This window comes from Massilioclostridium coli (assembly GCF_900095865.1).
GTDB lineage: Bacteria > Bacillota > Clostridia > Oscillospirales > Ruminococcaceae > Massilioclostridium > Massilioclostridium facile.
The window spans coordinates 858,503-876,353 of record NZ_FMIZ01000007.1 but is presented as its reverse complement, the minus strand read 5'-3'; the positions used below and the strand labels follow the sequence as shown (position 1 = coordinate 876,353).

Genomic DNA, 17,851 nt, shown 5'->3' with positions numbered 1-17,851 from the left:
CCTTCACTTTTCCTTTCCTATTTCATTTATTTTACGGATTAAATCCTATGCGAAAATGCCTATTTCTACTACTATTATGTGAACCTATTGTTATGTAGTATACAGCCCTTTTGAAATATTTATTTTTCTCTACATAGAAGCAAAAACGAAAAATGGCATAGTCTTTTGACTATGCCATAAAATGATTTATTGAATTGAGTCAATACGGAAAATGCGTTTATACAGGTCATTCCGTTCCATCAGCAACATCAATGGAATGCCAATTGCATAACACACAATCGCTTGACCAATGAATACGCTGAAAAAGTTCATCCAAAATGCTGCCATGCTGGCCGCACCATCGGTGAAGAAAATAGTAATCTCTATCCCAACAATGATTGCGTTTACAATAACAGCCGGGAAAGGCCCTAACAGATATCTTACTGCGCGGTTTTTGGATTTTCCAATCCATCGGGTTAAAACAGCAGCGATTAACGAAGCCATCGTTCCAAACAGCACATCCCAAATCATTGTTTTTCCTAAGGATAAACCAATAATATTAGCGAGCAGGCAGCCGACTGTCAACCCTGGTATTGCAGATGAAGTGTACATTGGCAATACAGTCAATGCCTCACTTAGCCTGAGCTGAACGGCCCCATATGCAAATTGGGCAATTACAAAAGTTAACACTGCATACATGGCCGCAATCAAAGAAGCGGATACTAATTGATAGATTTTTTTACTATTTTTCATTTTTTCAAAGTCCTTTCGTAGTTTTGTTTTAAGTCAGGAGTTTGCGACTGACTGGGATGGCCTTCCACCCCAATTTTTGTATCTTAACGCACAAAAGTGCGGAACAAAAAGGTAGGGCATCCAATCCAGTTGGATGCAGGTCCGCTGTTTAAGCGGAAAATTTGCCATATCCATGGCTAGAGCAAAAAGAATATGTAAAAGAACAAAAGGGTGAAATCAAACAGGATTCCAACGCCAAACAGCGCCGCCATCATTTTGTTTTCTGTCACCAGGCTCAGGACTACCCCAATCCCCATGACAACCAATAAAATAACAGACAAGATAAAAACAGCCATATTGTTTGACCTCCTATTTTGGCGGAATCTCTAGTAAAACCGGTTTCCCCTTTGATTTTCCGTGAAATCCCCTGTAAATCCTTTGGAATGGAAAGTACCCTTTTGTCCATTTGATAACCAAATCACCGAAAATGGATGGTAATATCACGCTTGCAATGCCTTCATAATCATCTCTTTCATCATAGCAGGGTTGCCTTTTCCTTTGGTGGCTTTCATACATTGCCCCATCAGGAAGCCCAACGCATTGGTTTTACCATTGTGGTAATCGTCAACGGATTTCTGGTTATCCGCCAGAACTTTTGCAACAACCGCTTCCAGTTCAGAACTATCGGAAATCTGTGCCAATCCTTTTTCTTTGATGATATCATCCACTGATTTTTCAGTAGCCATCAGTTCCTCAAATACGGTTTTTCCTGCGGAGTTGGAAATCTTGTTATCCTGGATTGCCACAATCAATTCCGCTAAACGTGTTGCATCAAGTTTGGTTTCAAAAATGGATTTTCCAGTTTCATTTACCACTTTTGCAACATCGCCCAGTACCCAGTTAGAAGCGTTTTTCGGCAGTACCTTGCTGTTGGCAGCCAGTACGTCCTCGAACAGTTTGGTACGTTCTAGGTTATCCGCAATCAGCTCTGCATCTGTCTGGGACAAGCTATAATCCTTCATGTAACGGGCAATTTTATAGTTTGGCATTTCCGGAATCTGTTTTTTCAAGTCCTCAATATAGGATTCTTCCAAAACAATGGTTTTCAAGTCTGGTTCCGGGAAGTAACGGTAATCGTGGGCATCCTCTTTGGAACGTAGTGGGACAGTCTGCCCTTTAGCGTCATCCCAACGGCGGGTTTCCTGTTCAATTACTCCGCCAGCTTCCAATACTTCCACCTGACGTTTGAACTCATATTCAATGGCACGTACCGCGCCGCTAAAGGTATTGACGTTTTTCATTTCACAACGGGTTCCAAATTCCTGGCTGCCCTTTTTGCGGACAGAAACGTTTACGTCGCAACGCATGGAACCTTCCTGTAATTTCGCGTCAGAAATTCCTAAATATAATAAGTAAGATTTGATGGTTTCCAGATAAGCCCTTGCTTCTTCGCTGGAACGCATATCCGGTTCGGAAACAATTTCAATTAATGGCACACCGCAACGGTTGAAGTCCACCAGGGAACCCGCAAAGCTATCATCATGCAACAGCTTTCCAGCGTCTTCCTCGATGTGGATACGGGTAACGCCAATCCGTTTCATTTCTCCATCTACGATGATATCCAAGTAGCCGTTTTCACACAATGGTACATCAAACTGGGAAATCTGGTAAGCCTTTGGCAGGTCAGGGTAAAAATAGTTTTTACGGTCCTGTTTGGAAATTGGGTGGATGGTACAGTTCAAAGCATGCCCCATCTTGATAGCGTATTCCACTACTTTTTCATTTAAGGTTGGCAGTGTCCCCGGCATACCAGTACAGATTGGGCAGCAAATCGAGTTTACTTCCAAACCAAATTCGTTTTTACAAGAACAATATATTTTTGTGTTGGTACAGAGTTCCGCATGGACTTCCAGACCAACGACCATTTCGTAATCAGACATGGGTGCCCCTCCTAGTTCAATTCTGGAATTTGACCAAATCCGCCCACAATATTTTCATAGCATTTTGCTGTGTTGAGCAGGGTTTGTTCAGAGAAATGTTTACCAATCATCTGCATACCGATTGGCATACCGTTGACGTCTTTTCCACAAGGGATATTGATAGCTGGTAGGCCGGCAATATTCACGGTAACAGTACAAATATCGTTTGCGTACATTTTTAGTGGATCATCAATGTTCTGCCCAATATGGAACGCAGTACATGGAACGGTTGGGGTAACAATCAGGTCATATTGCTGGAAACTGGTTTCAAATTCCTGGGCAATCTGACGTTGCAAGAATTTTGCCCGTTTGTAGTAAGCATCATAATAGCCGGAACTCAACACAAAGGTACCCAACATAATACGGCGTTTTACTTCATCGCCAAACCCTTCGCTTCTGGTATTCTCATACATTTCAATCAGGTTATTATAATGTTCAGAGCGGTATCCATATTTTACGCCGTCAAACCGAGCCAAGTTGGAAGAAGCTTCCGCGGAAGAAATAATATAATAAGCGGAAAGGGCGTAATCTGTGCCTGGCAAGGAGATTTCCGATACGGTAGCGCCCTGTTTTTCCAATTCTTTTACAGCATTCATTACAGATGCCTTTACTTCCTCGTCGATTCCTGCCCCAAAATATTCTTTTGGAACCGCAATCTTCAAGCCTTTCATATCCGGATTTAACTGTTTGCGGAAATCTGGGTATTCTTTATATTCACTGGTAGCGTCGTGCTTGTCCCATCCACAAATAGCAGAATACAACAACGCAACATCGTCCACTGTTCTGCCCAAAGGACCAATCTGGTCCAAAGAGGAAGCAAACGCAACTAGCCCATAACGGGAAACACTGCCATATGTAGGCTTTAACCCTACCACACCACAGAAAGAAGACGGCTGCCGGATGGAACCGCCGGTATCGGAACCCAAAGCAATTGGACATTCCCCTGCTGCTACCGCAGCTGCGCTACCGCCAGAAGAACCGCCTGGAACTTTGGTTAAATCATGAGGGTTACAGGTCTTTTTAAAATAGGAAGTTTCGGTGGAGGAACCCATTGCGAACTCATCCATATTTAACTTCCCAGTCATAACAAAATCCTGCTGGTTCAGTTTGTCAATCACAGTAGCGTTGTAAGGTGGTACAAAGTTGTACAACATTTTGGAAGAGCAGCTAGTCAATACATCTTTGGTACAGATATTGTCTTTTACGCCAACTGGTATTCCAGCCAAAGGGGAAAGCTGTTCCCCAGCAGCAATTTTAGCGTCTACTGCTTTTGCCTTTTCCACTGCCTGCTCTTTGCAAAGGGTGACATAAGCGTTTACTTTATCCTCAACTTTGTCAATCCTGTCAAATACAGAATTGGTAATTTCTTCGGCAGAACATTTTTTCTCTGCCAGCATTGCGCCTAACTCTGTGGCGGATAATTGATATAATTCCATGGGTGAAGCTCCTCCTTTATTCCATTACTTTTGGCACAACAACACAGCCAGCCTGTACTTGAGGCGCATTTTTCAGCAATTCATCCCGGCGGAAGCTGGGCTCTACCTCATCTTTGCGCATGGTCATTGGGTGGTCTGGATCAATCAGTGTGCCGTCCCCTTGAATGTCTGGAAGATGTTCTACCATCTGAATGATATTTGCCATTTCGTTCGCGAATTTTTCTTCCTCACTTGGGTCAATTTTCAGCCTGGAAAGTTTCGCGACATGCTGGATATCAAATTCCATTTTTCCTACCTCCTGTAACAACTTTTAGTATCTAAATATCTATGTAGTTGGGCAAACAAAATTTGCCCATGAAGCAACTGGTTTATTTTGCCAACAGCTCTTTGAGCTGTTCTTCCTTTAAAATAGAAATCCCTAAATTTTGCGCTTTAGTCAGCTTGCTGCCGGCTTCTTCCCCCGCTACCACGTAAGAAGTTTTTTTGGATACACTGCCGGTTACTTTCCCTCCTGCTGCCTCAATGAGTGCTTTTGCCTGGTCACGGGTCATGGTGGGCAATGTCCCAGTCAACACAAAGGTAAGGCCTTGTAAAGCAGTTCCTTTTTCTACCTGTTCAGATTTCATATTTACCCCAGCTTGTGCCAGTTTTTCAATCAACTCTTTGGTTTTTGGCTGCTGGAAGAACTTTACGATATTGTCCGCCATCACGTCACCGACGCCATAGATTGCAGAAATATCCTCTGGTTTCGCTTCCATCAACTGATTGATGTCAGCAAATTTTTCGCAGAGCAATTTTGCCACGCTCTGGCCTACATTGCGGATACCCAGCCCAAACAACAGCCGCCATAAGGGGTTCTGTTTGGAACCTTGGATCGCATTGATTAAATTTTCCGCTGATTTATCCGCAAACCGTTCCAGGTTTAACAACTCTTCCTTTTGTAAGGAATACAGATCAGCGGTGGACTGTATTAGCCCTTGTTCCACCAAAGCGGTGACATTGGCAATCCCCAGACCTTCTATGTTCATGGCACCTCTGGACGCGAAGTGGATAATATTCCGCAAACGGGTTGCCGGACATTCTGGGTTTTCACATCGCACTGCAACTTCATCTTCATTGTGGATAACCGGGCTGCCGCAGACTGGACAGTTTTCTGGTAGATGGAAGGGTTCGCTCTGTTCCCCATGGGAAACCACTGCCACCACTTCTGGGATAATGTCCCCCGCTTTTCGGACCAGGATGGTATCTCCAATCCGAATATCCTTTTCGTCAATAAAATCCTGGTTGTGCAGCACCGCACGGCTCACCGATGTGCCTGCCAGTAAAATTGGGTCAAATACCGCTACTGGAGTCAGTACACCCGTTCTACCTACATTTACTTCGATTTCTTTTAATACAGTAGGCTTTTCCTCTGGAGGGTATTTAAACGCCATCGCCCATTTGGGATACTTGGCACCTGCCCCCAGCAATTCGCGCTGGTTAAAATCATCTATCTTGACCACTGCGCCATCAATATCAAACGAAAACTGCTCCCTGGCGTCTCCAATCCTACGGATTTCCTCCAACGCCTGTTCTATATTAGAAACCAGTTTATACTGGGGAACGGTTTTAAAACCAAGACTTGTTAAATAATCCAGGGATTCTTTATGGGAGCTCAATTCTTTCCCTTCTATTTGCTGGATGTTAAATACAAAAATATCCAACCCACGTTCCGCAGCAATTTTGGAATCCTTCTGTCGAAGGCTGCCTGCCGCCGCATTGCGGGGATTTTTAAACGGCTGTTCTTCTTCCAGCTCCTGCTGCTCCACTAATTTTAAAAATTTTTCACGGGGCATATACACTTCCCCACGTACCTCCAAATAAGGTAATGTTTCACGGAGCCGCAAAGGAATCGAATGGATTGTCCTTAAATTAGCGGTGACATCCTCCCCAATAAATCCGTCCCCACGGGTAGATCCACGGAAAAATTCACCGTCACGATATTCCAGCGAAACGGATAGCCCATCAATTTTGGGTTCCACTACATACTGGAACTCAGAGAGCTTTTCCCGGACACGCTGGTCAAACTGCAACATTTCCTGTTCGGAAAAAGCATCCTGTAAACTGCCCATCTGAACAGTATGAGTTACTTTTTCAAAACTGCTTAACGCCTGTCCTCCGACCCTTACAGTGGGGGAATTGGGCGAACGGAGTTCTGGAAACGCTTCTTCCAAGTTTTCCAGTTCCCGCAATAATTTATCGTATTCAAAGTCGGAAATTTCCGGCCTATCTAATACATAGTATTGATAAGAAGCTTCATTTAATTGGGATGTTAGTTGTTCTACACGTTCCCGTGCTTGTTCGATTTGCAAAAATATCCCTCCGTTTTACTCTAATCTTATATATTTTACCATAGATTGCATTTTTTTAAAAGGATTATTTTCAAAAAATATAAATTGTGTTTTTCTCTAAATTTGTAGAAAAAATCACATTGCTTCCATTTGCCGCATAGATTATACCACATAGTGTTGCGCTCAGAATAGATTACGGAAGGCAAATGGAAAATTCCTTACAGTTGTATTGATAAATGGGAGGTGTCGTATGCCGGTTTCCAAAAACTTTAAACGCTCAAAATCCAAACGAAAAAAATATGGGTTCCGGTTTATTGTAATTGGAATAATTCTGCTGACCTCGTTTTTTTTGCTGGATTCCCAGCTACGCCCTATTGTCAATCAAATGGCAGGCTATCAGGCAAAAGAATATGCAACAACAGTAGTGAATCAAGCTGTTAGCAAACAGTTGGAAGAAGATCCAGAATCCTTTGAAAACCTATCCAAAATGGAACGCCTAGAGGATGGTACCATCAGTTCCATTCAGGCGAATATCCCTAACTTAACACAAATTCAAACCAATGTTATTCATACAATTACTCAAATCCTCTCTGAAATTGGAACCACTCAAGTAAATATCCCTTTAGGGAACTTAACCGGTATGCTAATTTTTTCTGGTAAAGGTCCTAATATATCAATTCAGCTTCTTCCGCAAGGGACAGTACATACCCAATTAACCAGCCAGTTTGAGGACGCCGGTATTAACCAGACAATCCATCGGATTGTATTGACAGTAAAAATTGAAATGCTTGCTCTTTTTCCCTGCTATTCCTCCGAAGTCAATGCTTCTATTGACTACATTTTATCAGAAAATATCATTGTGGGAAAAGTCCCCCAATATTATACCCAAATTATTGGCGAATCAGAACAATCTCTCGAAACTGCAACAAACCATAGCAATTCCCAAAGGCTTAGTTCCATGGCTCCAGAAACGCAATAAAAAGTTCAAATAAAAGGTTGTTTTGATAATATTTGAATTTTTTCTTGCATTTATGTCGAAATTATGTTAATATAATGAAGTTAGTTTGACTTTAAGTAATAGTTCAAACAAAAAGTTCTCTGGAGAGTCTCGGTTTACTGAGCGCTGAAGGTGTACGGCATTCTAAAAGAAAAAGGATGTTAATCTCTCAAGCAAAAGGACAGAGCGCATAAAGCTTATGTTCTTACTCTTTAAGAGGGCCGAAATCAAATTTGATTTTGGCTTTTTTTATTGCATCAGATGTATGGGGAATGTATCAAAAATAATACAAAAATATAAGTTGAAAAAATATCAATTTATATTTTTCATAAGAAAACACGATACAGCCTTGCATCTACCCAAATAGAATTTTAGTTAGAGAGGATTGTGTGTTTTCTTATGTTGGACAAAATAGGTGAATGGCTAACCATTATTGATGGCTGGGTATGGGGAATCCCTTTAATTGTATTGATTTTAAGTGCGGGTATCTTTTTAAGTATCCGGCTTGGTTTTTTACAAATCCGCCATCTTCCAAAAGCGCTAAAATTTATGGTGAAAAATGAGGAAGGCGGCGACGGTGAGGTATCCAGTTTTGGAGCGTTATGTACTGCTTTATCCGCAACCATTGGTACTGGTAATATTGTCGGGGTTGCAACAGCATTGGTTGCTGGTGGTCCTGGGGCTCTGCTTTGGATGTGGCTGGCTGCATTCTTTGGCATGGCTACCAAATATGCGGAAGGTGTTTTGGCCATTAAATACCGTACGATTGATAAAGATGGACATGTTTTGGGCGGCCCTTTTTATTATATCGAAAACGGCATGGGCAAAAGGTGGAAATGGCTCGCGAAAATCTTTGCCTTTTTTGGAATGTGTGTAGGTTTGATGGGAATTGGTACCTTTACACAAGTAAATGGTATTTCTTCTGCAGTCAATAACTTTTTTGACCCCAATAACCAGCATACAATTACTATTTTTGGAATGGAATATTCTTGGTCCGTTTTAATTGCCGCTGTAATTTTAACCGTTTGTGTTGGTTTGGTTGTTATTGGAGGTTTAAAACGTATTGCTACGGTATCCCAAGTTGTTGTCCCAGCAATGGCCATTTTGTATGTAGTATTCTGTGTATTAGTATTAATCTTTAATGTAACCAAAATTCCAAATGCAATTGTTACAATTGTAGAAAGTGCATTTGGCTTACGTGCTGCTGTTGGCGGTATTTTAGGTGCCATGATGGTAGCCATGCAGCAAGGGATTGCCCGTGGTATCTTCTCCAATGAAGCTGGATTAGGTTCTGCGCCTATCGCTGCTGCTGCCGCAAAAACAAAAGAACCTGTTCGCCAAGGTTTGGTTTCCATGACAGGTACATTCATTGATACAATCATTATCTGTACTATGACAGGTCTTTGTATTGTTTTAACTGGTTCCTGGGATATGGGATTAGAAGGTGTTGCGGTTACTACTAATGCGTTCCAAGCGAGTTTACCATTTCCTCCTGTTGTATCCTCTTTTGTATTAATGCTCTGCCTGGTATTCTTTGCATTTACCACTATTTTAGGATGGAATTATTATGGGGAACGTTGCTTAGAGTATTTGTCTGGTGGAAGCAAAAAAGCTGTCATGACCTACCGCTGGCTGTACATTACCGCTATTTTTATTGGCCCATTTATGACAGTATCCGCTGTATGGACAATTGCTGATATCTTTAATGGATTGATGGCATTACCAAACTTAATTGCAATTTTTGCACTAAACGGTGTAGTAGTAGCGGAAACGAAAAGATATTTTAATAGTAGAAAAAGCAAATTGCAAAAATAAAGCTTCATCTTAAATGAACAGGGAACTCAAATGAGTTCCCTGTTATTATTTATAGAAAACGAGATAATCGTCATAAGCAAAAAACTTAGATGATAAAGAAAAATTCCTATCCTTTCCTAGTAGTGATGAATGATTGATCCCAAAATGATATACGCAACTTAAATCTTTGGAACGATATATGAAATATAAGGAGATTATTGATGTACAGGATCATTTCTCTGATTTAAACTATTGTGAGGATTGCTTTCTGGATTTTACTTGTACTGCTTTCTTTATTGTATTAACCAGGCAAAATAGTAAAAATCCCATTATTCCACCAAGAGTATTGTAGGTAAGATCGGATAATTGGAATGCTCCTAATCTAGTAATCAATTGTATTGTTTCAATCAAAAGGGATGTACCAAAGCTAATACTGAAAGCAAGTTTAAGCTGTTTCCACCAGGAATATTCCCGTAATTTTGGAAAGCTAACATATAACAAACTTAAATATGGGATGAAAAAAATAATATTTTCTATGGATTCATAATTTACTTTACCATTACTGCCAATTCCTAGCCACCAGCCATCCATCCATTTCTGTAACGGATTATCCCAGATAAATGTCCTGCTCAACAAAGTGTAATCAAACAAAAAATAAAGATAGATACAGAAAAGTAATCTCGCACGGAAAACAGAGTGATTTTTGAATTTGGAACACCATTCCTTGATTACCTGCTTCCAACCGAATCTTTGCAGATAATTCATAACAACCGTTGTCAAAACAGCAAATAGGCTGGCAGGTATAATATAATGGGAAAACGCATCTAAAATATCATATAAAATTGTTACGACCGCTTGCATAAATCCCCCATTTAATGATATGGTATTATTCTTTCTCACTATTCCTATTTTACAACTTGTTTTTTAATGTTCCTTTTCTAATCCTTTTGCAATAGGTAAACTCTGGGCTTATTGAGATAAACCCAGAGTTTAAAATGGTATGTTTGTTTTGATTAAATTGCATCTATCCCGTGTTCCCCGGTTCGAATACGAATGACATCATCCAAATCATAGATAAAAATTTTACCATCTCCAACATTACCAGTATATGCCACTTTTTGGATTACATCCACTGTTTTTTTCACCCATTCCTCTGTGGAGACAACAATTTCAAATTTTACCTTTGGTAACATATTGATTTCTACTTTATTTCCACGTACTACATTGGTGTATCCTTTTTGATGTCCACATCCCATGACTTGATAAACAGTTATTCCATGTACATCTATTTCGTTTAACGCTTCCTGTAAATCAATATATTTCTCTTGGCGCACAATCGCCTCAATTTTTTTCATTGAAATAAGCACCTCTTTTCCGATTAATCCATACCATTAAATGTTGGGTAAGCATTTTCCCCGTGTTGTGAAATATCCAACCCGATCTTTTCGTCCTGTTCAGATACACGCAATTTGCCAAACAGCCGTGTGATTCCATAACAGATTAATGTACCAACCACTGCAATTGCAATTGTGATGATAATACTTTCCACTTGTGCTACAAACAGGTGGTAATCTCCAAAGAACAACCCATCCCATTGCGCTGTGGAAGTAACCCCGCCTGGAAGCTCTTTCATCGCAAACAATCCTGTTGCGATACCGCCCCAGATACCGCCGATTCCATGGCAACCAAACGCATCCAAAGCATCATCAATTTTTAATTTTTTCTTTAATAAAATTACACTGAAATAGCAAATTGGGCTAACCAGTAAGCCAATAATAACACTAGCCCATACAGGTACAAATCCAGCACCTGGGGTAATTGCCACCAAACCAACAACCAAACCTGTACAGCTGCCTACAATAGTTGGTTTTCCTGTCATAATCGTATCAATAATCATCCAGGAAATCAATGCGCTGGCAGAAGAAACAGCAGTGGTTGTAAACGCGTGAACTGCCAGGCCATCTGCCGCAAGGGAGCTGCCTGCATTGAATCCGAACCAGCCAAACCAGAGCAATGCCGCCCCAAGTACCACAAATGGAACATTGTGTGGCGCATAACTTGCCCGATGGTATTCCCGGCGGTTTTTCAACAGCAATGCCAATGTTAATCCTGTTACACCGGAGCTGATATGTACTACGTTTCCTCCAGCAAAATCAACACTGCCGATTTGTGCTAAGAATCCGCCACCCCATACCATATGTGCCAACGGATAATACACTACCAAAGACCATAAAGCGGTAAAAATGAGCAAAGATTTAAATTTCATACGTCCTACAACGCTTCCGGTAAACAATGCCGGTGTAATGATGGCGAACATCATCTGAAATACAGCGAAACATGCATCCGGAATCGAAAGCCCTCTGGTGCTTTCTGTCATGCTAACATTATTAAATCCTAAAAATTCCAATCCGCCGATGACAGAACCATGATCTGTCCCAAAAGACAATGAAAAACCAAACAAAATCCACATCACAATAGCAACACCACAAATAAACATACAAGCCATCATTGTATTAAGTACATTTTTACGGCGTGCCAACCCTCCATAAAAGAAGGCAAGCGCTGGCGTCATTAAAAAAACAAACGCCGCACTTATTAAAATAAAACCTATGCTTCCTGCGTTCATAACCATTCTTCCTTTCAAGGTAAAATAAAAAAAGGCGCTTGACAACTCATTTGTCAAACGCCTTTGTTTGTGCTTCCATTGTATCACCCCATTTATTTTTTGTCAAGTGATTTTTTAAATTCATAATATTTACATAATTATCAACTACAATGATGGTATAAAATTGTGAGATTGGAAGGTTTGACGTAAAATAAAATGAAAAAAATAAGAATTATTTTCATTTTACTGTTGTATTTTTTGTGTTTGTGATTTAAAATAGAATTGTACTATTCTATCATACAGAATATGGAGGGAAGTCAATTGAAAAGATCTAAAAGAATTGAAGCCTTAGATAAAAGGGCTGTAAATTTAGATGGCTATATTAATGAGTGGCCAGAAATGGGCTTTGTTGCTATGAGCAGCCCATATGACCCAAAACCATCCATTAAAGTACAGGATGGCATAATTGTTGAAATGGACGGAAAAACAAGGGATGAGTTCGATTTTATCGACCAGTTTATTGCAGATTACGCAATTAATATCGACCGTACGGAACATTCCATGAGTGTTCCATCTTTAGATATCGCCCGGATGATCGTAGATATCAATGTTTCCAGAAAAGAAATTTTGGAATTGGTTTCCGGTATTACACCAGCAAAAATGACAGAAGTAATGAATCATCTGAATGTAGTGGAACTGATGATGGGGATGCAAAAAATGCGTGCCAGAAAAATCCCTGGAAACCAAGCTCACATTACCAACCTAAAAGACGATCCAGTTCAGATCGCTGCGGACGCGGCGGAAGGCGCACTGCGTGGATTCTCAGAAGAAGAAACCACAATGGGGGTTGCCCGCTACGCTCCATTAAGCGCTATGGCACTGTTGATTGGTTCCCAATGCGGTAGAAAAGGAGTATTGACCCAGTGTTCAGCGGAAGAAGCAACCGAACTGGAACTGGGTATCCGTGGACTGACAACTTATGCAGAAACCTTGTCCGTTTATGGAACAGAACGTGTTTTTGTAGATGGCGATGATACCCCATACTCCAAAGCGTTTTTAAACTCCGCTTACGCTTCCAGAGGGCTGAAAGTTCGTTTTACTTCTGGTTCTGGCTCCGAAGTTTTAATGGGATACAGTGAAAAGAAATCCATGTTATATCTGGAATGCCGTTGTTTGTATGTAACCAAAGGTGGCGGTTCCCAGGGGATTCAAAATGGTTCTGTAAGCTGTATTGGTGTTACAGGCTCTGTGCCAAGCGGTATCCGAGAAGTTATTGCGGAAAACCTAGTAGCTGCTATGCTTGGTTTGGAATGTGCTTCTTCCAACGACCAGAGCTTCTCCAACTCCGATATGAGAAGAACTGCTAGAACTATGCTGCAATTTTTACCAGGAACCGATTTTATCTTCTCTGGCTATGCGGCAGAACCAAACTATGACAATATGTTCGCTGGTTCTAACTTTGACGCAGAAGATTTTGACGATTACAATGTATTACAACGGGATATGCAGGTAGATGGCGGCCTCCGTCCAGTAAAAGAAGAAGAGGTAATCCGGGTAAGGAACACTGCGGCTAAAGCAGTACAGGCTGTCTTTAAACAGTTAGGAATTGCAGAAGTAACCGATGAGCAGGTAGAAGCGGTTACTTATGCCCACGGCAGTAAGGATACCTTGGACCGTGACGTTGCAGCAGACCTGGTTGCGGCGGATGATGTATTAAAACGTGGCATTACTGGTATTGATGTAGTAAGAGCATTAGCTGACAGCGGTTTTGCAGAACTGGCTGACAGTGTTTTAAATATGCTCAAAGCCCGTGTAACCGGTGACTATATGCAAACAGCGGCAATTTTGGATACCAACTTTAACGCTGTTTCCGGTGTAAATACTCCAAACGACTATATGGGGCCTGGTACTGGCTACCGTGTAGAGGGAGAACGTTGGGAAGAAATCAAGCGGATTCCGCACATTATCGACCCAAATCAGATATAAGGAGGTTACCGGTATGCAAGTCAATGAAAATTTAATCAAGCAGATTACAGCTGCTGTTTTACAACAGATACAAACAGAGTTAAACCAACCCGCTTCTGTGGATTCCGGTTCCAGTTCCTTACAGGGCAGAGAACGTATCAATCCACAAAAAACTTCCTATAAAGGCTATCCTATCGCCCAAAAAGGGACAAACCCAAAAGAAGTTGTTATTGGCGTAGGCGCTGCGTTCCAAAGGGAGATCAAAAAAACAATCTGTGGTTTGGACCTGAACGAAGTCATCCGCAACCTAAAAGCAGGGATTGAAGAAGAAGGCATGGTTCCAAGGGTAGTGAAAGTGCTGAAAACTTCCGACGTTTCGTTTATTGGATTGGAAGCCGCAAAACTCAGCGGTTCCGGCATTGGCATCGGGCTGCAATCCAAAGGGACAGCAATCATTCACCAAAAGGATTTATATCCCCTCTCCAATCTGGAACTGTTCCCACAGGCTCCATTGATGACATTGGAAACCTACCGTAAAATTGGGCAAAATGCTGCCAAATATGTGAAAGGCGAGCAGGTTACCCCAATTAAGAGCATCAACGACCCAATGGTTCGCCCAAAATACCAGGTAAAAGCGGCTTTGATGCACATTGCTGAAACAGAACAGGTAGACCTGGATATGCCAGCGATTGAATGGGAGGAAGCATAATCATGAAATATCCATTTGCACAATATGAAGCAGATAAAATCACATCCAAAACAGGAAAAAAATTATCCGACATTACCCTGGAAGAAGTAAAAAGAGGGAATGTCAGTGCGGAAGACATTAAAATTTCCAAAGAAACTTTGTCCGCGCAGGGTCAGGTGGCAATGGAAGCAGGAAATCCTTCCATGCAGAAAAACTTTGAACGTGCCGCTGAGTTGGTAGACGTACCAGACGAAGTAATCTTAAAAATGTATGATAAACTCCGTCCAAACCGTTCCACAAAAATGGAACTGGTTTTAATGGCAAAAGAATTGTTGGAAACCTATCATGCTCCTCATTGCGCCAAACTGGTTTTGGAGGCAGCTGAGATCTATGAAAAGAGAGGCATCTTATTAAAATGATTTTAGCAGGTGTTGATATTGGGAACTCGACAACTGAAGTATGCGTGGCTTCTGTTGACCAGAATGGTCAATTGGAATTTCTTTCTAGTTCGGCAAAAGTAACAACGGGTACCAAAGGGACGGTTGCCAATGTACACGGTATCAAAGCAGCCCTTGCAGAAGCGATGTCCAAAGTGGGCATGGGAATCCATCAATTGGATTTAATTCGGCTCAATGAGGCTGCCCCCGTTATTGGGGACACTGCAATGGAAACCATCACGGAAACCATTATTACCGAGTCCTCGATGATTGGCCATAATCCATCTACCCCTGCAGGCGCTGGACAGGCTGTAGGACAGTTATTATTCATTGAGCACATTCACCAGGCACAGCCAGGTATCCCCTATATTGTAGCGGCTTCTTCTGAGCATCCTTATGAAGAAGTGGCGGCACTGTTAAATCAGTATGAGAGTTCCCTTCAAGTAGAAGGTTTAATCTTACAGGCAGATGAAGCTGTTCTGGTCGAAAACAGGATTCACAAAAAAATCCCAATCATTGATGAAGTGCGGAAAATTACCGCTGTTCCAGAAGGAAAACTCGCTGCTATTGAAGTGGCACTTTCCGGCCAGAGCATCCGCATGCTGAGCAATCCTTATGGAATTGCTACCTTGTTGCAGCTAAATGCGGAGGAAACCCGCCTGGTTACCCCAATTGCAAAAAGCTTAATTGGCAAGAGAAGTGCTGTAGTAATTAAAACCCCAAACGGAAATGTACAAGAAAATGTACTTCCAGCGGGTGAAATTTATATCCAAGGTGATCATAATCAAGCAATCAATGTAGATGAAGGTGCAGAAAAAATCCTGGAAGCATTGCAGAATGCAGGACAGGTTTGGGATATCAGCGGCCAGCCAAATACCAATGTTGGCAATATGTTCTCCAAAATCAAAACCAGTATGAGCGAGGTAAGCGGTGAAAACAACCAGCAAATTCGGGTAACTGATATTTTGGCAGTGGATACCCTTGCCCCTGTAGCAATTTCTGGCGCATTAGCTGGGGAAACCTGTATGGAAAAAGCAGTTGGAATTGCTGCTATGGTAAAAACCCAACAGCTTCCTATGCAGCAAATTGCGGAACAATTGCGGGAAGAACTCCACACAGAAGTAAAGGTGGCTGGTGTTGAGGCGATTATGGCAAGTTTAGGTGCTATGACAACACCAGGAACAGAACTCCCCCTTGCTATCCTAGATATGGGTGGTGGTTCTACCGATGCCGCTGTGTTAAACCAAGATGGTTCTGTCAACATAACTCATCAAGCAGGTGCTGGCGAATTGGTTACCATGCTAATTCAAACTGAACTGGGATTAAATGCCCGCTCTACAGCTGAACTCATTAAGCGTTATCCATTGGCAAAAGTGGAAAGCCTATTCCATTTGAGGTTAGAAAATGGTGAAATGCAATTTTTTGATGAATCAATTGACCCTCGTCTATTCGGACATGTTATTCTATTAACGGAAGACCGTTTTATCCGAATTGATGAAGAGATTCCAATGGAAAAAATTGTACAAGTCCGTAAAGAAGCAAAACGGAAAGTATTTGTCACCAATGCAATCCGTGCCCTTGGGAAGGTGGCAGTTGACCATCAAATTAAAAATATTGGCAATGTAGTTCTGGTTGGTGGTTCCGCGGAGGATTTTGAAATTCCGGAAATGTTGATGGAAGAACTAGCAAACTACCGGATTGTTTGTGGACGAGGCAATATCCGTGGTAGCGAAGGCCCAAGGAACGCTGTAGCTACCGGACTAGTTATGTCCTATGTAGGAGAACAAAAATAATATCGCTATCCCCTTTTGGCTGAACCAAAAGGGCTCCTACTGAAAATACGATGCTGAGGTTGATACTATGGTAGTGAAAAAACCATCTATTCTGGTATATGTAAACCATCCAGATGAAACAATATTAAAAGAAGTATGTGCTGGCATTGAGGAAGAAGGCGTATTATTTACGGTGGAACAACAGCAACAAGAGGATTTACAGGAGCTCTCGTTTGAGGCTGCTAAAAATTCTATGTTAGGTTCTGGAATTGGAATTGTAGATGACCATATTGCGCTACAAATTTCCAACATCGCAAAATCCAAAAATCCATTTGTCTTTTATCATGCCTCCAAACTCCAGTGCAGGTTAATCGGGGCGAATAGTGCCCGAGTTGTCAAGAAAAAACCGTTAAAAAACTTATAATATAAACCTGATGGTTCCAGTTCAACAGTAGTATGGAATCCATCAGGTTTTTGTGTTGTTCAGTTTCCAAATATTAAATGATTGTACAGCATCATGTAACCAATCCCGTTTATCATACAAAAAGGGCATGTGAAATTAACCTTCATTTTTCATTACAAAATAGTAATTCTTCCCCTATTTCAATGGTTTTGATTTCATATTTTTCGTTGAATTAAAACTTCAAAAAGCACATCTCATTTGCATGAAAATTTATTTGCTGATTAAAATCAAACCAACTGCGCAGATTGCCATACCTATCATCTGCCGTAGGGAAATTACTTCTTTATACAATAAAACTCCTACTATAAGTAATACACATGCCAGCCCGATATTGGTTACTAAGGAACCGACGCTTACTTTCCAACCTGCACGGTAAAGATTGATATATCCAAACTCAAGTGCCACAATGGCAATGCCAAATACAATAGAGGTCCAGTTAATTTTACTAAACTCTGACATCAAGTTTTTATTGGGAGACGTTATGAAAAACAGCACCATCGCTAAAAAAGCGGCTACCAAATAGGTTACAACAAGGGACGCGAATGAATTCACATTTTGCGGTGTTGACTTCGCTGCAATATTATAAAAAGTATTTGCTCCAATTACTACTAAAACTGGCCAGAGATAATTCCACATTCGTTTTTCCTCCTTATATCTTTAAAGTTAGTCAAATA

17 protein-coding genes and 1 riboswitch are annotated in these 17,851 nt (G+C 41.2%); of the genes, 7 read left to right on the top strand and 10 right to left on the bottom strand.

The features are described from left to right. Window positions 1-186: 186 nt before the first annotated feature. From BQ2683_RS09175 to ligA, 6 genes are all read right to left on the bottom strand, one after another. On the bottom strand, window positions 187-732 hold the full coding sequence (locus tag BQ2683_RS09175) for a QueT transporter family protein (RefSeq protein ID WP_069988722.1): 546 nt from the start codon (window positions 730-732) through the stop codon (window positions 187-189). A 176-nt stretch (window positions 733-908) separates the two neighbouring features. Further along, the gene (locus BQ2683_RS13425) at window positions 909-1,067 is read right to left on the bottom strand and encodes a hypothetical protein (RefSeq protein ID WP_159427368.1); all 159 of its coding nucleotides are present in this window, start codon (window positions 1,065-1,067) and stop codon (window positions 909-911) included. Window positions 1,068-1,211: 144 nt separating this feature from the next. Then, a complete protein-coding gene (gene gatB, locus BQ2683_RS09170) occupies window positions 1,212-2,651 on the bottom strand; it encodes an Asp-tRNA(Asn)/Glu-tRNA(Gln) amidotransferase subunit GatB (RefSeq protein WP_069988721.1) in 1,440 nt (479 codons plus the stop codon). 11 nt (window positions 2,652-2,662) lie between these two features. Then, on the bottom strand, window positions 2,663-4,126 hold the full coding sequence (gene gatA, locus BQ2683_RS09165; RefSeq protein WP_069988720.1) for an Asp-tRNA(Asn)/Glu-tRNA(Gln) amidotransferase subunit GatA: 1,464 nt from the start codon (window positions 4,124-4,126) through the stop codon (window positions 2,663-2,665). Window positions 4,127-4,142: 16 nt separating this feature from the next. Further along, window positions 4,143-4,412 carry an Asp-tRNA(Asn)/Glu-tRNA(Gln) amidotransferase subunit GatC gene (gene gatC, locus BQ2683_RS09160; RefSeq protein ID WP_069988719.1) on the bottom strand — a complete coding sequence of 90 codons (270 nt, stop codon included), beginning with the start codon at window positions 4,410-4,412 and terminating at the stop codon, window positions 4,143-4,145. A gap of 82 nt (window positions 4,413-4,494) precedes the next feature. Next, the gene (gene ligA, locus BQ2683_RS09155) at window positions 4,495-6,477 is read right to left on the bottom strand and encodes an NAD-dependent DNA ligase LigA (protein WP_069988718.1); all 1,983 of its coding nucleotides are present in this window, start codon (window positions 6,475-6,477) and stop codon (window positions 4,495-4,497) included. A gap of 229 nt (window positions 6,478-6,706) precedes the next feature. Between ligA and yunB the strand changes: the two genes are divergently transcribed. Further along, window positions 6,707-7,435: a sporulation protein YunB gene (gene yunB, locus BQ2683_RS09150; protein WP_069988717.1), complete on the top strand. Its 729-nt coding sequence runs from the start codon at window positions 6,707-6,709 to the stop codon at window positions 7,433-7,435. 109 nt (window positions 7,436-7,544) lie between these two features. Beyond that, window positions 7,545-7,648: riboswitch (glycine riboswitch) on the top strand. 204 nt (window positions 7,649-7,852) lie between these two features. Then, window positions 7,853-9,268, top strand: a complete 1,416-nt coding sequence (locus tag BQ2683_RS09145) for an alanine/glycine:cation symporter family protein (protein ID WP_069988716.1) — start codon at window positions 7,853-7,855, stop codon at window positions 9,266-9,268. Between the two features lie 228 nt (window positions 9,269-9,496). On the opposite strand, the gene BQ2683_RS09140 is transcribed toward BQ2683_RS09145, so the two are convergent. The 3 genes from BQ2683_RS09140 to BQ2683_RS09130 form a co-directional block, all read right to left on the bottom strand. After that, window positions 9,497-10,108, bottom strand: a complete 612-nt coding sequence (locus BQ2683_RS09140; RefSeq protein WP_069988715.1) for a VanZ family protein — start codon at window positions 10,106-10,108, stop codon at window positions 9,497-9,499. 152 nt (window positions 10,109-10,260) lie between these two features. Continuing rightward, window positions 10,261-10,602: a P-II family nitrogen regulator gene (locus BQ2683_RS09135; protein ID WP_069988714.1), complete on the bottom strand. Its 342-nt coding sequence runs from the start codon at window positions 10,600-10,602 to the stop codon at window positions 10,261-10,263. Between the two features lie 23 nt (window positions 10,603-10,625). After that, the gene (locus BQ2683_RS09130) at window positions 10,626-11,879 is read right to left on the bottom strand and encodes an ammonium transporter (protein ID WP_333724056.1); all 1,254 of its coding nucleotides are present in this window, start codon (window positions 11,877-11,879) and stop codon (window positions 10,626-10,628) included. Between the two features lie 279 nt (window positions 11,880-12,158). Between BQ2683_RS09130 and BQ2683_RS09125 the strand changes: the two genes are divergently transcribed. The 5 genes from BQ2683_RS09125 (at window position 12,159) to BQ2683_RS09105 (ending at window position 17,138) form a co-directional block, all read left to right on the top strand. Beyond that, entirely contained in the window at window positions 12,159-13,838 is a 1,680-nt protein-coding gene (locus BQ2683_RS09125; protein ID WP_187118741.1) for a propanediol/glycerol family dehydratase large subunit, read from the top strand. A 13-nt stretch (window positions 13,839-13,851) separates the two neighbouring features. After that, window positions 13,852-14,526, top strand: coding sequence for a propanediol/glycerol family dehydratase medium subunit (locus tag BQ2683_RS09120; protein ID WP_069988711.1), 675 nt, complete (start codon window positions 13,852-13,854; stop codon window positions 14,524-14,526). Window positions 14,527-14,528: 2 nt separating this feature from the next. Then, a complete protein-coding gene (locus BQ2683_RS09115; protein ID WP_069988710.1) occupies window positions 14,529-14,924 on the top strand; it encodes a diol dehydratase small subunit in 396 nt (131 codons plus the stop codon). Next, a complete protein-coding gene (locus BQ2683_RS09110; RefSeq protein ID WP_069988709.1) occupies window positions 14,921-16,735 on the top strand; it encodes a diol dehydratase reactivase subunit alpha in 1,815 nt (604 codons plus the stop codon). Before BQ2683_RS09115 ends, BQ2683_RS09110 begins: the two co-directional genes overlap by 4 nt. Before the next feature lie 67 nt (window positions 16,736-16,802). After that, window positions 16,803-17,138, top strand: coding sequence for a glycerol dehydratase reactivase beta/small subunit family protein (locus BQ2683_RS09105; protein WP_069988708.1), 336 nt, complete (start codon window positions 16,803-16,805; stop codon window positions 17,136-17,138). A gap of 249 nt (window positions 17,139-17,387) precedes the next feature. Here the strand turns inward: BQ2683_RS09105 and BQ2683_RS09100 are convergent, their stop codons facing one another. Beyond that, complete coding sequence (locus tag BQ2683_RS09100) at window positions 17,388-17,813, bottom strand: EamA family transporter (protein ID WP_069988707.1); 426 nt, start codon at window positions 17,811-17,813, stop codon at window positions 17,388-17,390. Between the last annotated feature and the right edge of the window lie 38 nt (window positions 17,814-17,851).

Coding starts and splice junctions, on each gene's coding strand:
- BQ2683_RS09175 (WP_069988722.1), bottom strand. CDS start 732: ATGAAAAATAGTAAAAAAATCTATCAATTAGTATCCGCTTCTTTGATT.
- BQ2683_RS13425 (WP_159427368.1), bottom strand. CDS start 1,067: ATGGCTGTTTTTATCTTGTCTGTTATTTTATTGGTTGTCATGGGGATT.
- gatB (WP_069988721.1), bottom strand. CDS start 2,651: ATGTCTGATTACGAAATGGTCGTTGGTCTGGAAGTCCATGCGGAACTC.
- gatA (WP_069988720.1), bottom strand. CDS start 4,126: ATGGAATTATATCAATTATCCGCCACAGAGTTAGGCGCAATGCTGGCA.
- gatC (WP_069988719.1), bottom strand. CDS start 4,412: ATGGAATTTGATATCCAGCATGTCGCGAAACTTTCCAGGCTGAAAATT.
- yunB (WP_069988717.1), top strand. CDS start 6,707: ATGCCGGTTTCCAAAAACTTTAAACGCTCAAAATCCAAACGAAAAAAA.
- BQ2683_RS09145 (WP_069988716.1), top strand. CDS start 7,853: ATGTTGGACAAAATAGGTGAATGGCTAACCATTATTGATGGCTGGGTA.
- BQ2683_RS09140 (WP_069988715.1), bottom strand. CDS start 10,108: ATGCAAGCGGTCGTAACAATTTTATATGATATTTTAGATGCGTTTTCC.
- BQ2683_RS09135 (WP_069988714.1), bottom strand. CDS start 10,602: ATGAAAAAAATTGAGGCGATTGTGCGCCAAGAGAAATATATTGATTTA.
- BQ2683_RS09130 (WP_333724056.1), bottom strand. CDS start 11,879: ATGGTTATGAACGCAGGAAGCATAGGTTTTATTTTAATAAGTGCGGCG.
- BQ2683_RS09125 (WP_187118741.1), top strand. CDS start 12,159: ATGGAGGGAAGTCAATTGAAAAGATCTAAAAGAATTGAAGCCTTAGAT.
- BQ2683_RS09120 (WP_069988711.1), top strand. CDS start 13,852: ATGCAAGTCAATGAAAATTTAATCAAGCAGATTACAGCTGCTGTTTTA.
- BQ2683_RS09115 (WP_069988710.1), top strand. CDS start 14,529: ATGAAATATCCATTTGCACAATATGAAGCAGATAAAATCACATCCAAA.
- BQ2683_RS09110 (WP_069988709.1), top strand. CDS start 14,921: ATGATTTTAGCAGGTGTTGATATTGGGAACTCGACAACTGAAGTATGC.
- BQ2683_RS09105 (WP_069988708.1), top strand. CDS start 16,803: ATGGTAGTGAAAAAACCATCTATTCTGGTATATGTAAACCATCCAGAT.
- BQ2683_RS09100 (WP_069988707.1), bottom strand. CDS start 17,813: ATGTGGAATTATCTCTGGCCAGTTTTAGTAGTAATTGGAGCAAATACT.